6 protein-coding genes are annotated in these 13,819 nt (G+C 70.9%); 3 read left to right on the top strand and 3 right to left on the bottom strand.

From position 1 onward, the window contains the following. Nucleotides 1-8: 8 nt before the first annotated feature. Nucleotides 9-641, bottom strand: coding sequence for a cellulose binding domain-containing protein (locus O7617_RS25710; protein ID WP_282258698.1), 633 nt, complete (start codon nucleotides 639-641; stop codon nucleotides 9-11). Nucleotides 642-1,087: 446 nt separating this feature from the next. On the opposite strand from O7617_RS25710, the gene O7617_RS25705 reads away from it, so the two are divergent. Continuing rightward, complete coding sequence (locus tag O7617_RS25705; RefSeq protein ID WP_282258697.1) at nucleotides 1,088-4,246, top strand: GH92 family glycosyl hydrolase; 3,159 nt, start codon at nucleotides 1,088-1,090, stop codon at nucleotides 4,244-4,246. Here O7617_RS25705 and O7617_RS25700 read toward each other — a convergent pair. Continuing rightward, nucleotides 4,239-5,639, bottom strand: a complete 1,401-nt coding sequence (locus tag O7617_RS25700; protein ID WP_282258696.1) for a right-handed parallel beta-helix repeat-containing protein — start codon at nucleotides 5,637-5,639, stop codon at nucleotides 4,239-4,241. The two genes, O7617_RS25705 and O7617_RS25700, sit on opposite strands and share 8 nt — an antisense overlap. A 229-nt stretch (nucleotides 5,640-5,868) precedes the next feature. Between O7617_RS25700 and O7617_RS25695 the strand changes: the two genes are divergently transcribed. Then, nucleotides 5,869-6,942 (top strand): hypothetical protein, encoded by a 1,074-nt coding sequence (locus tag O7617_RS25695; protein WP_282258695.1) that lies wholly within the window; start codon nucleotides 5,869-5,871, stop codon nucleotides 6,940-6,942. A gap of 37 nt (nucleotides 6,943-6,979) precedes the next feature. On the opposite strand, the gene O7617_RS25690 is transcribed toward O7617_RS25695, so the two are convergent. Then, a complete protein-coding gene (locus O7617_RS25690; RefSeq protein ID WP_282258694.1) occupies nucleotides 6,980-8,077 on the bottom strand; it encodes a winged helix DNA-binding domain-containing protein in 1,098 nt (365 codons plus the stop codon). A 246-nt stretch (nucleotides 8,078-8,323) separates the two neighbouring features. Here O7617_RS25690 and O7617_RS25685 point away from each other — a divergent pair, with 246 nt between their 5' ends. After that, nucleotides 8,324-13,804: a carboxyl transferase domain-containing protein gene (locus O7617_RS25685; protein ID WP_282258693.1), complete on the top strand. Its 5,481-nt coding sequence runs from the start codon at nucleotides 8,324-8,326 to the stop codon at nucleotides 13,802-13,804. Nucleotides 13,805-13,819 lie beyond the last annotated feature (15 nt).

The raw sequence follows: 13,819 nt of genomic DNA, 5'->3' as shown, positions 1-13,819 counted from the left end.
GAGTCGTCTCAGCGGGCGCAGCTCAACGTCAACTCGTCCGGCACCGCACCGGCCGCCACGAGCACACCGAACGTCGTCGACCCGTCCAGCGCCAGCGCCCCGTTGTACGAGGCGTTGCGGACCGTGACGTCGACACCGACGGTCTCGGCCACGCCACCCCAGACCGACTGGACACGCTCGTCACCGGACCACCGCCAGGACACCCGCCACCGGTCCAGTGGTTCACTCCCGGTGTTGCGGACCGTGACCGTGGCGACGAAGCCGCCACCCCAGCGCGCGTCGATGGTCGCCGTCGCGCGGCAGGAGGTCAGCGGAGCGGTCCGCGCCGACCCGATCATGTACGGGTCCCGTCGGCCCTCGACGTCGGTGAACCGGTACCAGTACTCCGTGGCCGGCGCCAGCCGGTCGATGGTGACAGTGCCGTTGCGCTCCGCCGTCCCGGAGGTCGCCGAGGCGACCGGCGCCCGCCACTGCTGGGCGTCCTCGCGGTCGGCGAAGAGGCTGACTGTCATCGGCGGGTCGTAGCCGCAGGGCGGACGGAAGAAGATCCAGTAGGAGATGGTCACGCTCGTGGTGGTGACCCCGCTGACGTTCGCCGTGATCGGCAACGCGGGCGGGCACGCGACCGTCGGCGTGGGCATCGGTGACGTCGTGGTCAAGGGTGTGGCCCCTGTCGGCTCTGTGGCCCCTGTGGCGGCGTTCGCCCCACCCAGGACGGCGAGCGCCACGGTCGTGACGGCGAGGAACATGCGAAGCATCGGAACCTCCGGTGGTTACCGGGCACCGATGACCGAGGTGGTAGCCGGTGCCGCGCTCGGGTCGCCGGTCGCCGACCAGGACCGCCCGGCACGGGTGACTGACCACCTCGTGCGTCCCGTGGACCGGAGAAGGTGTGGTGCGCGCTGGCTCCCGAGCACGACCGAACCACAGCATGTCAGTCGACGAACATCGATGCAAGGCGGTCGCGTCAGCCGCGCGGGAAGGCCGGTGGGGTCATCTCGGCACAGGCTGACGGCACCACGACGCAACCCTCGTGATGGTGTAATGCGTCGGTCCCGCTCGCCCAAGCGAATCAGAGGGTGGCCCCGTGCGCCAACAGCAGCCGACAACCGCCGGAATCGTCGTCGGCATGCTCCTCGCCGCCTTCCTGATCGGCACGCCGGCGCCGGCTCACAGCGCCGGTCCGGCACCGGCGGCGGCGATGCCGCTCACGCAGCACGTCAACCCGTTCATCGGCACCGGTATGAGCAACGCGCCGGAACCCGTGCCCGGCGGCGCCGGTGGCAGCACGGTGCCGGGGCCGGTGCTGCCGTTCGGGATGGTGCAGTTCAGCCCGGACACGCCCCTCGCCTCGCCGTCCGGCTACCGGGACACCGACACCACCGTCGAGGAGTTCAGCCTCACCCACTTCAACGGTGCCGGGTGCGCCAACAACGAGGACATCGGCATCCTGCCGATCACCGGACGGGTGACTACCTCGCCCGGCACCACGTGGACGTCGTACGCCGGGAAGTACAGCAAGGCCAACGAGGTGGCGGCACCGGGGTACTACCGGACCGTCCTGGACAACTACGGCGCGACCCAGGTCGAACTCTCCTCCACCCGCCGGAGCGCGGCGATGCGGCTGACCTATCCGTCATCGGAGAAGAACGCGCAGGTCCTGTTGAACACGAGTCGCAACGCGACCGGTCAACGCAGCGGCTCGATCAACATCACTGGTCGCACGGTGACCGGCACGTTCACCGGTGGCGGTTTCTGCCACTCCACGAAGACGTACCAGATCTTCTACTGGATGGAGTTCGACCGCACCCCGACGGCCTCCGGCACCTGGCTTGACAACACGGTCTCGCCGGGTTCGACCGGGACCAGCGGCGTCCGCTCCGGCGGCTACCTCACGTTCGACGCCACCACGAGCCGGGTCGTCCAGGTGAAGATCGGGATCTCGTTCGTCAGCCTGGCCGGGGCACAGGCCAACCTCGCAGCGGAGCATCCCGGCTTCGCGTTCGACACGGTACGCGCGAACGCCGACAGCGAGTGGAACGCCATCCTCAACCGGGTCCAGGTGGCCGGCGGAAGCGCGGTCGACCTGCAGAAGTTCTACACGGCGCTGTATCACGTGCTGGTCAACCCCAACCTGGCCAGCGACGTCGACGGAAAGTACCGCGGCTTCGACGACCAGATACACAGCGCGAGCCATCCGGTGTACCAGAACTTCTCCGGCTGGGACATCTACCGGTCGTGGGCCGCGCTGATCGCGCTGGTCGCGCCCGTCGAGGCGAGCGACATGGCCAAGTCGATGGTGCTCGCCGGACAGCACGGCGGCCTACTGCCCAAGTGGTCGCAGAACAACAACGAGCACGCCGTGATGATGGGCGATCCGGGCCCGATCGTCGTGTCCAGCATGTACGCGTTCGGTGCCCGGAACTTCGACACCGGGGCGGCGCTGACCCTCATGGACCGCAGTTCGTACGGCGGCACGATGCAGGGAATTCCGCTCCGCGCCCGGCAGGAGGGCTACGTCGCGCGGCAGTACGTCCACGAGAACGCCGCCGACTCGCTGGAGTATTCGGCATCCGACTTCGCCGTCGCGCAGTTCGCCCGCGCGCTGGGCGACACCGCGAGATACAACGCGTACATCCGGCGGTCGCAGTGGTGGCGCAACCTCTACTACCCGCCGTCCGGCTACCTTCAGGACCGCAACGGGGACGGCACCTGGCCAACGCCACTCGATCCGGTCAGCCAGACGGGGTACGCGGAGGGCAACGCGACCCAGTACACGTGGATGGTCCCGCACAACTACCGCGGGCTGATCGAGCTGATGGGCGGCCGGCAGACCGCCGTGCAACGGCTCGACCACCATTTCACACAGCTCAACGGCGGCCTGGGCAGCCCGTACTTCTACATCGGCAACGAACCCGAGCACGGCGTGCCGTGGATCTACCACTTCGCCGGCGTACCCGCCAAGACCAGCGCCGTGGTGCGGCGGGTGGTGACCGAGTCGTTCACCACCGGCACCGGCGGTCTGCCCGGAAACGACGACCTCGGCGCCACGTCGTCCTGGTTCGTGTGGGCGGCGCTCGGCATGTACCCGACGACGCCGGGCAGCGACACGCTGGCCCTGCACGGCCCGTTGTTCCCCTCGATCCTCATCGACCGGCCCACCGGCGACATCCGGATCGACGCCACGAACGCCGGGAAGGACAACCCGTACGTGCAGGGGTTGTCCGTCGACGGGACCGGGACCTCCCGTCCATGGTTGCGGTACGCGGACATCGGCGCCGGAGCGACGCTGAGCTACACGATGGGCGGGAGCCCGTCGAACTGGGGGACGGACCCCGACGACGCGCCGCCGTCGCTCGATGACGGGTTCAGCCCGCCGCCCGCGCCCGACCTCGGCCCGAACCTCGCCGCCGGACGTCTCGCGACCGGATCAACACCCTGCGCGCCTGACGAGGCCCCGGCCATGGCGTTCGACGGCGACCTGGGCACCAAGTGGTGCACCCTCGCGGCCGAACCCAAGGTGCTCCAGGTGGACCTCGGCACGACGCAGGACGTCACCGGGTTCGTGCTGAAGAACGCCGGTCTGGCCGGCGAGTCGACGGACCTGAACACCCAGAAGTACACCATCTCGACCTCGACCGACGGGACGACCTGGTCCACGAAGGTCAACCCGCTCTTCCGGCTGCGGGTGAGTCGCAGCTACTACCCGATCGCCACCACACCGGCACGGCACGTGCGCCTCACCATCACGGAGGCCAACAGTGTCGGGGGCGCCGCCGCCCGCATCCCGGAATTCGAGGTGTACGGAACCGGCGGCGGCCCGACGAACCTGGCGCGCGGTGGCGCGGTCACGGCCGCCCCCTCCTGCACCGCCGACGAAGGTCCGGAAAAGGCGGTCAATGGCACGGTCGACGGCGGTGTGACGGACAAGTGGTGCGCGTCCGGCACGGACAGGTGGCTGAGTGTGGACCTGGGCGCCGCCCGCCCGCTGACCACGATCACCGTGCGGCACGCCGGAGCCGGTGCCGAGACGCCGGCCTGGAACACCCGCGACTACGACCTACGGGTGTCCGAGGACGGTGACACCTGGACGACTGTCGCCCAGGTGCGTGGCAACACGGCGAGCGTGACCCGGCACGGCATCGCGGTCAGCGGCCGCTACGTCCGGCTCGATGTGCTGGTGCCTGCCCAGAACACCGATGCCTCGGCGCGCATCTACGAGCTGGAGGTCTACGGCCTCAGGTGATCGAGTTGTAGACCGGGACCCAGCCCAGGCTCTGCCCGGTGGAGGAGAAAACTTCGATCTTGCGGACCACCGAGCCCGGCGTGCTGGCCGCGACACTGTTGCCGACCCCGATCCCGCCGACGGCGATGAGCTTGCCCTCGGTACGGATCTGGCCCGCGCCGCTGCGCCGGATGATGACAGTGTCGGCCGGGGCCTGGTAGGGGACGGCCGCCTCCACGGCGTTCCACGCCAGCGTGACGTCGACCGAGGCGATGTCCACGAAGATCGCCGGGTGTGACGGGTGCGCCTGACGCAGATGGTTGCCCACCACGACCGCCTTGGTGGAGCCCTGGTGCACGGCGACGCAGCTCACCGCCCGGCTCGCGTTCGGGTTCTCCACCCGGTTGCCGACCACTGTGACGTCCCGGGCGGACAGCACGTTGATGTGGCCGATGCAGTTGGTCGCCACGTTGCCGGTGATCGAGACGCCGACGGCTTGACCCGACCGCGGCAGAGAACCGCGCGCGCTACCGTCGACCTCGATGGCCCGCAGTTGGCAGCCGATCACGGTGTTGTCCGCGACCACCAGGTTCGTCACCTGCTGCGTGTAGACACCGGCCTGGCCACACTCGGTGATGGTGTTGCCGGAGATGACGGTGCGATCGGCGCCGAACCACACGTTGATGCCGTCGTAGTACTTCGACTCCGCGCGCCAGACGCCGCCCCAGTCCTCGGCTTCCTGCGACGACAGCCAGTCCATCGCCACGTGGTTGTCGGTGATCCGCACGTCGTGACCGTTGCTGGCGATGCCGAGCCGGACATCCTCGGTGGTGCAGTTCGTGATGAGGATGTCGTTGGACGTGCCGGGGGTGTTGTCCCACACGCTGATGCCGGTGTGCCGGAACCCGCGCGACACCACGCCGTCGACCACGACGCCGGTCGACGCGGTGATGACCAGACCGCTGTACCAGTACGTGGCGGCGTTGTCGACGAGGTTGAGCCCGAGCACCTTCAGGCGGTGACAGCCCTGGATCTGGAGCACACCGCGGACCTGGTCCTTCACCGTCACCGGGGTGGCGTCGACCAGGACCAGGGTGGCCCCGTAGCCCCGCAACGCGGTGTCGGTCAGCCCGGAGAGCGTCACCCGGTCACTGACCCGGTAGGTCCGGCCTGCCGGAAACACCACGCCCTTGTTCGGCGTGGCCGCCCGGGCGGCGTCGAACGCCGCCTGGATCGCCGCGGTGTCGTCGGTGACCCCGTCGCCAACAGCGCCATGCGCGAGAACGGAGATCCACCCGTCGTCCGTGACGGGTATCGCCGCCTCAGCCGGCTTGGCCACCAACACGGCCCCACCCGCGAGGGTCGTGGCCGCCAGGCCGGCGCGCAGAGCCGTACGTCGTCCCATCAACGTCATGTGATCGCCTCCCGTGAAACGTGCCCAATCACCATCGCCGCGGACCCTATCCGTCTTGTCTCGACCTGTGGGGGCACGCGTTTCCGGGAGGGCGTCCCACCCGGGAGGAGAGGCCGTGCGCAGGCCGGTCGAGCATCGTCCTCCTCCTCTTCGCCGGACGGACACGCACTGGGCGCCCACACCGACGATGATCCATCGTTGTCTATCACTTCGGACGTGGGAGCACACCATGCTCGACAGAAGCAGCAGGACCCGGCGACCCCGGACGACGAGGGCATTGATCGCGGCAGCCGCCACCGCAGCGTTGGCCGCCCCCGTTCTCACCGCGCCGACGCCGGCCGCAGCCGCCGTCAGCCGGGCCGAACTGGCCCTTCGCTGGGCACCGATCCACTACCAGGACGTCGACGCCACCGGGAGCCACGCGCTGGGTGGCCGATCCGACTACATCAGCAGAGTCGACTTCGACGGTGACCTCGACGGTCGCAACAACTGGGACCGGGCCGGCCAGGCGGGCACCACACTCGCCGCCCACGCCTACTACTCGGTGGTGGAGACGAGCACCCACTGGTACATCACGTACCTCTTCTTCCACCCCCGCGACTGGACGGACCACCCGTTCTTCGAGACCGAGCACGAGAACGACGGCGAGGGCGCGCTGTTCGCCATCGAGCGCGACGGCTCCACCTACGGCGTCCTCCGTTCGGCCGTCACCGTCGCGCACAGCGACTTCTTCTCGTACACGCCAGCCGGCAGCACCTGGACCAGTGGCCGGGAGAGCATCGACGGCACCCTGCAGTTCCAGGCGTCACCGCACGACGCGTTCCAGCATCCGGTGACGGCACAGGAGGCTCAGGGCCATGGCCTGAAGGCGTACCCGCAGTACGCCATCAACGGCGACGGGCTCATCTACTACCCGTCGACGGTCGCCGAGACGCCGAGCAGCAGCAACGACCGGGACGTGCGGTATCAGCTGATCGACATCTTCGCCGACGGCGGGCTGTGGGCGCAGCGGTCCAATCCGAGCCTGTTCGCCGGCCTCGGCACGTTCGCCGGCGACACGTCCGGCGACTGCGGCGTCGGCACCTGGAGTTGTTCGACCAACTCGGCGAACGCGCCCTGGGGCTGGGACGACGGCAACGACATCCCGGCGCGCGGGGAGATCGCCGGCGACCCGGCGAAACTGTCCGCGGAGTACTTCACGGTGCCGGCGGGCCTGGCGCGCACCTACACCTACAACCCGTACGCCACCGCGGCGGCGGCACTCGCCGAGGCGGCGAGGACGGCACCGCCGACGATCGACTGACGCCTCCGTCGCCCCGGTGACGGGCATTCCGCACGCTTCACCGGGGCGACGAGGCCACCCGGACCCGGTCGCTCTCGTTGTCGGAGAGGAACAACGCCAGCGCGTGCCCCTGCTCCTCCACGGCCGTGCGGTGGGACCGGCTGAGGTCGGTCAGCGGAACGACGGTCACGGTGCCCGCCTCGACGGTCCAGGTCGCGGCGACCCGGCCGTCGACGAGCACCACGCGTTCGCCGGCCACCGAGAGGAGGCGGTGCGCGTCGTCGATGATCCGGCTGCGGTCGTCGTAGCCGAGGATGGCGTTGTCGAACGCCGGCAGGAACCGCACCGGCGCGGGGGTCTCCGGGTCGGGGCGCGGCGCGTCGGGCAGATCGATCAGCGTCCGGCCACGCTCGTCACGAAAGGTCACCAACTCGTCGCGCATCCCGGCGACGGCGGCGGGCAGACCGGCGAGGCCGCACCAGGCGCGCAGGTCGGCGGTGGCGGCCGGCCCGAACGCGGCCAGATAGCGGCGGACGAGCACCCGCCCGACCGGATCCGACCCCTCCGGGGCCGACGGGTCGACCTCCCGGCCCACCCACGCGGAGAGCAGAACGTGTCGCACACCCCCCTTCGCACGCCACACGCCGCGCGGCGGTAGCTGGACCAACGGGAGGAGCGCGACGGCCATCTCGCCCAACGCCCGTGGCTCCGCCGCCGCCCAGCGCTCGGCGAGCGCCCGCCCGATCTCCGGCATCGAGCGCGGCTCGCCGTCGGCCAGCACCTTTCGGGCCGCTACGGCGAGGTCGTCGAGGTCGACGCCGTTCAGCTCGCCCCGGTAGGCCCCGAGCACCCGTTGGCGCAGCATGGCGTCGTGACGGGACCGCCAGGCCACGGCGTCGTCGGCGACGACCAGGTGGACGGTGCGACGCATCAGGTGGGTGCGCACCACGTGTCGCTCGGTCAGCAGGTGCGACAGCACCGCCGGGTCGAAGGCCTCCAGCCGCGACCAGAGCCCGACGAACGGCTCCTGCGGCTCCTGCGCCTGGAGACCGCCGAGGTGCGCGACGGCGTCGAGGACCGGCATCTCGGCGCGATCGAGGAGCAACTGCCGGGCGAGCGTCGCGCGGTTGAGCGCCCGCGAGTCGAGAACGGTCACTCCGTCATTCTCCGCGCCGGGGCGACAATTTCCGCCCAGGCGGTTCGGCACGACAGGTGCCGACTTGATCAACTGCCGGAGCCGGCGCCTGGGTGCCAAAAACTTTTGTGCGGTTCCTACAACTGAGCGACTGTTGGTTCGGTGGTTGCGCCATAGCGCTGGCCGTCGCCAGCCGGAAAGGTGATCACTGCTGGGAGCCGTCGTCTCGCGGCACGCAGTTCAAGGTCTAGCTAAGGGGTCAGTCGGGTGTTCAACCGTGTCGCCATCGTCAACCGTGGTGAAGCCGCCATGCGGCTCATCCACGCGGTCCGCGAGTTGGCCGCGGAGACCGGCATCCAGCTCGAAACCGTCGCGCTCTACACCGACGTCGACCGCACCGCCACCTTCGTCCGAGAAGCGGACATCGCGTACGACCTCGGTCCGGCGTCCGCCCGCCCGTACCTCAACCTCCAGGTGCTGGAACGCGCCCTGATCGAGACCGGGGCGGACGCCGCCTGGGTCGGCTGGGGTTTCGTCGCCGAGGATCCGGCGTTCGCCGAACTGTGCGAGAAGATCGGCGTCACCTTCGTCGGGCCGAGCCCGGACGCCATGCGCCAACTCGGTGACAAGATCGGCTCCAAGCTGATCGCCGAGGAGGTCGGCGTACCGGTCGCGCCGTGGAGCCGCGGCGCGGTCGAGACCCTGGCCGCCGCCCGGACGGCGGCGGCCGAGATCGGTTACCCGCTGATGCTCAAGGCGACCGCGGGCGGCGGCGGGCGCGGCATCCGGGTGATCCGCAACGAGGCCGAGCTGGACGACGCGTACGAGCGGACCAGCCAGGAGGCGGCGCGGGCGTTCGGCAGCGGCATCGTGTTCCTGGAGCGCCTGGTCACCGGGGCTCGGCACGTCGAGGTCCAGGTGATCGCCGACGGGCAGGGCACCGCCTGGGCGCTCGGCGTCCGCGACTGCTCGGTGCAGCGACGCAACCAGAAGGTCATCGAGGAGTCGGCGTCGCCGGTGCTCGACCCGGCGCAGGCCGCCGAGTTGAAGGCGTCGGCCGAGCGGCTGGCCGTGGCGGTCGGCTACCGCGGCGCGGCGACGGTGGAGTTCCTCTACCACCCCGGGGACCGGCTCTTCGCGTTCCTGGAGGTCAACACCCGCCTCCAGGTGGAGCACCCGATCACCGAGATGACCACCGGGTTCGACCTGGTCAAGGCGCAGCTGCACGTCGCCTCCGGCGGACGGCTGGAAGGCACGCCGCCGGTGGAGCGCGGCCACGCCATCGAGGCCCGGCTGAACGCCGAGGACCCCGACCGTGACTTCGCCCCGTCGCCGGGGCGGATCGCGCGGCTCGACCTTCCCAGCGGCCCCGGCATCCGGGTGGACACCGGCGTCAGCGAGGGCGACACCATCCCCGCCGACTTCGACTCCATGATCGCGAAGATCATCGCGTATGGCCGCGATCGCGACGAGGCGCTCGGCAGGCTGCGGCGGGCCATGGCGAACACCACGGTGATCATCGAGGGCGGCGCGACGAACAAGAGCTTCGTGCTCGACCTGCTCGACCAGCCCGAGGTGATCGACGCGAGCGCGGACACCGGCTGGATCGACCGGGTCCGCGGCGAGGGCCGACTCGTCACCCACCGCCACAGCGCGGTCGCCCTGGCCGCCGCCGCCATCGAGGCGTACGAGGAGGAGGAGCGCGTCGAGCGGCAGCGGCTGCTGTCGACGGCTGCCGGCGGACGCCCCCAGGTGCAGCACGCCAGCGGCCGACCGCTCGACCTCAAGCTGCGCGGCGTCGGCTACCGCACCCGGGTGGCGCGGGTCGGCCCGCACCGGTTCCGGGTCGGTATCGAGGCGGGCGCCGTCGTCCGCACCGCCGATGTCGAACTCGACCGGTTCGACCGGCACACCGGCCAGATCGTCGTCAACGGCATCCGCTACCGCCTGCTCACCGGCACGTACGGGCCGACCCACCTGGTCGAGGTCGACGGTGTGACGCACCGGGTCAGCCGCGACGAGGGTGGCGTCCTGCGCTCCCCGATGCCGGCGCTCGTCGTCGCCACGCCCCTGGAGATCGGTGCCGAGGTCGAGGCGGGCGCGCCGGTGCTGGTGCTGGAAGCGATGAAGATGGAGACGGTGCTGCGGGCGCCGTTCAAGGCGCGGCTCAAGGAGTGCGCCGTCTCGGTGGGCAGCCAGGTGGAGGCGGGTGCGCCGCTGCTGCGCCTGGAGCCGTTGGCGGACGAGGCCGAGGCGGCCACGGACGGCCCGACCGGCGAGACCGTCGAGCTGGACCTGCCGAGCGCCACCGAGGACGTCCCGGCGGACGAGCGCGTCCGGCGCGGTCAGGAGGACCTGCGGGGGCTGCTGCTCGGCTTCGACGTCGACCCGCACGACGACAGTCGGGTGCTCGACGGGTACCTCGCCGCGCGGCGGCAGGCCACCGAAGCGGGTCAGCGGTCCGGGGCCGGTCAGCGGCCGCTCGCCGCCGAACTCGACCTCATCGAGGTGTTCGCCGATCTCGCCGAGTTGAGCCGTAACCGGCCGACCGGTGAGGACGGCGGCGGCGCGCACGTGCACAGCGCCCGGGAGTACTTCCACACGTACCTGCAGAGCCTCGACGTCGAGCGGGCCGGGCTGCCGGACGCCTTCCAGACCAGGCTCGCCAAGGCGCTCGGCCGGTACGGCGTCACCGACCTGGAGCGCTCCCCCGCCCTCGAAGCGGCCGTGTTCCGGATCTTCCTCGCCCAGCAGCGCGCGTCCGCCGAGGCCACCGTCGTCGCGGCCCTGCTGCGCGCCTGGCTGCGGGAGACCCCGCCGGACGAGTCGTTGCGCGAGCCCGCCGGCCTGGCGTTGGAGCGACTGATCGCCGCGACACAGGTGCGTTTCCCCGTGGTCGCCGACCTCGCCCGTGGGGTGGTGTTCGCCTGGTTCGCCCAGCCGCTGCTGCGGCGCAACCGGGCCCGGGTCTACGCCGAGGTCCGCGGGCACCTGCGGCACCTGGACGCGCAGCCGGACGCGGCGGACCGCGCCGAGCGCATCGCCGAGATGGTCCGCAGCACCGAGCCCCTGGTCCGGCTGCTCGGGCAGCGGCTCGTCCGCGACCACCTCGACAACGCGGTGATGCTGGAGGTGCTGACCCGGCGGTACTACGGCAACAAGGCGCTGACCAGCGTGCGTAGCCGGGAGGTCGCGGGCTGCACGTTCGTGGTCGCCGAGCGGGCCGATTCGAGCGTGGTCTCCGCCGCGGTGCGCTTCGACACGTTGGGCAGCGCGTTGCGGGGCCTGGCCGAGCTGGCCGGCGACGGGGAGTCCGTCGACGCCGACATCTACCTCGGTTGGGAGAACCAGCCGGAGGACTTCGACGCGATGGCGGCGGCGCTGGCCGAGGTGATGACCGCGCATCCGCTGCCGCCTCAGGTCCGCCGGGTCACCACCACCGTCGCGGGTCGCGGCGGAGCGGTGATGCACCACCACTTCACCTTCCGCCCCTCCGACAGCGGGTTGACCGAGGACCGGCTGATCCGTGGCCTGCACCCGTACATCGCGCAGCGGATGCAGTTGGAGCGGCTGCACAAGTTCGACCTGACCCGCCTGCCGTCGTCGGACGAGGAGGTCTACCTCTTCCAGTGCGTGGCGCGGGACAACCGGGCCGACGAGCGTCTCGTCGCGTTCGCGCAGGTGCGGGACCTGACCGAGCTTCGTGAGCAGGACGGCCGCCTGGTCGCCCTGCCGACCACCGAGGACGCCATCGCCGCCTGCCTCGACTCGATCCGCCGCGCCCAGTCGCTGCGGCCGTCGAAGACGCGCTTCAACACCAACCGCATCGTGGTCTACGTGTGGCCGCCGAGCGAGCTGACCCGCGAGGAGATGGAGATGATCGCCGGGCGCGTGCGCCCGACGACAGCGGGCGCCGGATTGGAGGAGATCCTGTTCATCGCGCGGCAGCGCGACCGCCGGACCGGCGAACTGACCAAGATCGCCGTACGGATCTCGTTCGACGCCGCGGGCGGGGCGGAGCTGGCCGTCGGTGAGCCGCCGGTCGAGCCGATCGAGCCGCTCGACGAGTACCGGCTCAAGGTGCTGCGCGCGAGCAGCCGCAACACCGTGTACCCGTACGAGTTGACCGGCCGGCTCGGTGACTTCGTCGAGCACGACCTCGACGACGATCACGTGCTGGTGCCGGTGGACCGGCCGAAGGGCCGCAACAGCGCCGCGATCGTCGCCGGGGTGGTCACCACGCCCACCGAGCGGCACCCGCAGGGTGTCACCCGGGTGGTGCTGCTCGGCGACCCGACGAAGTCGCTGGGCGCGCTGTCGGAGCCGGAGTGCCGACGGGTGATCGCCGCCCTGGACCTGGCCGAGCGGATGCGGGTGCCGGTGGAGTGGTGGGCGCTGTCCGCCGGAGCCCGGATCTCGATGACCTCGGGCACCGAGAACATGGACTGGGTGGCCGCCGCGCTCAAGCGGATCGTCGAGTTCACCCAGGCCGGCGGTGAGATCAACATCGTGGTGGCCGGCATCAACGTGGGCGCGCAGCCGTACTGGAACGCCGAGGCCACGATGCTCATGCACACCAAGGGCATCCTGGTGATGACCCCGGACTCGGCCATGGTGCTCACCGGCAAGCAGTCGCTCGACTTCTCCGGTGGTGTGTCCGCCGAGGACAACTTCGGTATCGGTGGCTACGACCGGGTGATGGGCCCGAACGGGCAGGCGCAGTACTGGGCGCCGAACCTGACGGCGGCCCGGGACGTGGTGATGGCGCACTACGACCACGCGTACGTCGCCCCCGGCGAGGACGCGCCCCGGCGGGCGGTCACCGCCGACCCCGCCGACCGGGACATCTCCGACTTCCCGCACGACGTGGCGGGCAGCGCGTTCCGCACCGTCGGGGAGATCTTCTCCATCGAGGCGAACCCGGACCGCAAGAAGCCGTTCGACATCCGTACGGTCATGCGGGCCCTCTCCGACCAGGACCACCCGGTCCTGGAGCGGTGGGCGGGCATGGCGGACGCGGACACCGCCGTCGTGCAGGACGTCCACCTCGGCGGCATTCCGGTCTGCCTGCTCGGCATCGAGTCCCGGTCGGTGCCCCGGCACGGCTTCCCGCCCACCGACGGCCCGGACACCTACACGGCGGGCACGCTGTTCCCCCGCTCGTCGAAGAAGGCCGCCCGGGCGATCAACGCGGCCAGCGGCAACCGGCCGCTCGTCGTGCTGGCGAACCTGTCCGGCTTCGACGGCTCACCGGAGTCGATGCGCAAGCTGCAACTGGAGTACGGCGCCGAGATCGGTCGGGCCATCGTGAACTTCGACGGGCCGATCGTCTTCTGCGTGATCTCGCGTTACCACGGCGGGGCGTTCGTGGTGTTCTCGAAGGCGCTGAACCCGAACATGACGGTGCTCGCGCTGGAGGGCTCGTTCGCCTCGGTGCTCGGTGGCGCACCCGCCGCCGCCGTGGTGTTCTCCGCCGACGTCAACGCCCGCACGGCGGCCGACCCGCGCGTGCGGGACCTGCAGGCCCGCGTCGCGGCCGCCACCGGCACCGAGCGCGCCGCGCTGACCGCGGAACTCGACGAGCTGCGCTCGTCGGTGCGGGCGGAGAAGCTCGGCGAGGTGGCCGCCGAGTTCGACCGGGTGCACGACATCCACCGCGCGGTCGAGGTCGGCTCGGTGGACGCGGTCATCCGCGCCGCCGAGCTGCGTCCGCGCATCATCGAGGCCATCGAGGCCCGCCTGGGCTAGCCGCTCGCGGTACGA

Source organism: Micromonospora sp. WMMD1155 (assembly GCF_029581275.1).
Lineage (GTDB): Bacteria > Actinomycetota > Actinomycetes > Mycobacteriales > Micromonosporaceae > Micromonospora.
Note: the sequence above shows the minus strand (reverse complement) of the source record. Positions and strands in the feature narration are given on the sequence as shown.

What these genes read in the sequence shown, in the direction of transcription:
- O7617_RS25710 (WP_282258698.1), bottom strand. Translation starts at nt 641, where the DNA reads ATGCCCACGCCGACGGTCGCGTGCCCGCCCGCGTTGCCGATCACGGCG.
- O7617_RS25700 (WP_282258696.1), bottom strand. Translation starts at nt 5,639, where the DNA reads ATGACGTTGATGGGACGACGTACGGCTCTGCGCGCCGGCCTGGCGGCC.
- O7617_RS25695 (WP_282258695.1), top strand. Translation starts at nt 5,869, where the DNA reads ATGCTCGACAGAAGCAGCAGGACCCGGCGACCCCGGACGACGAGGGCA.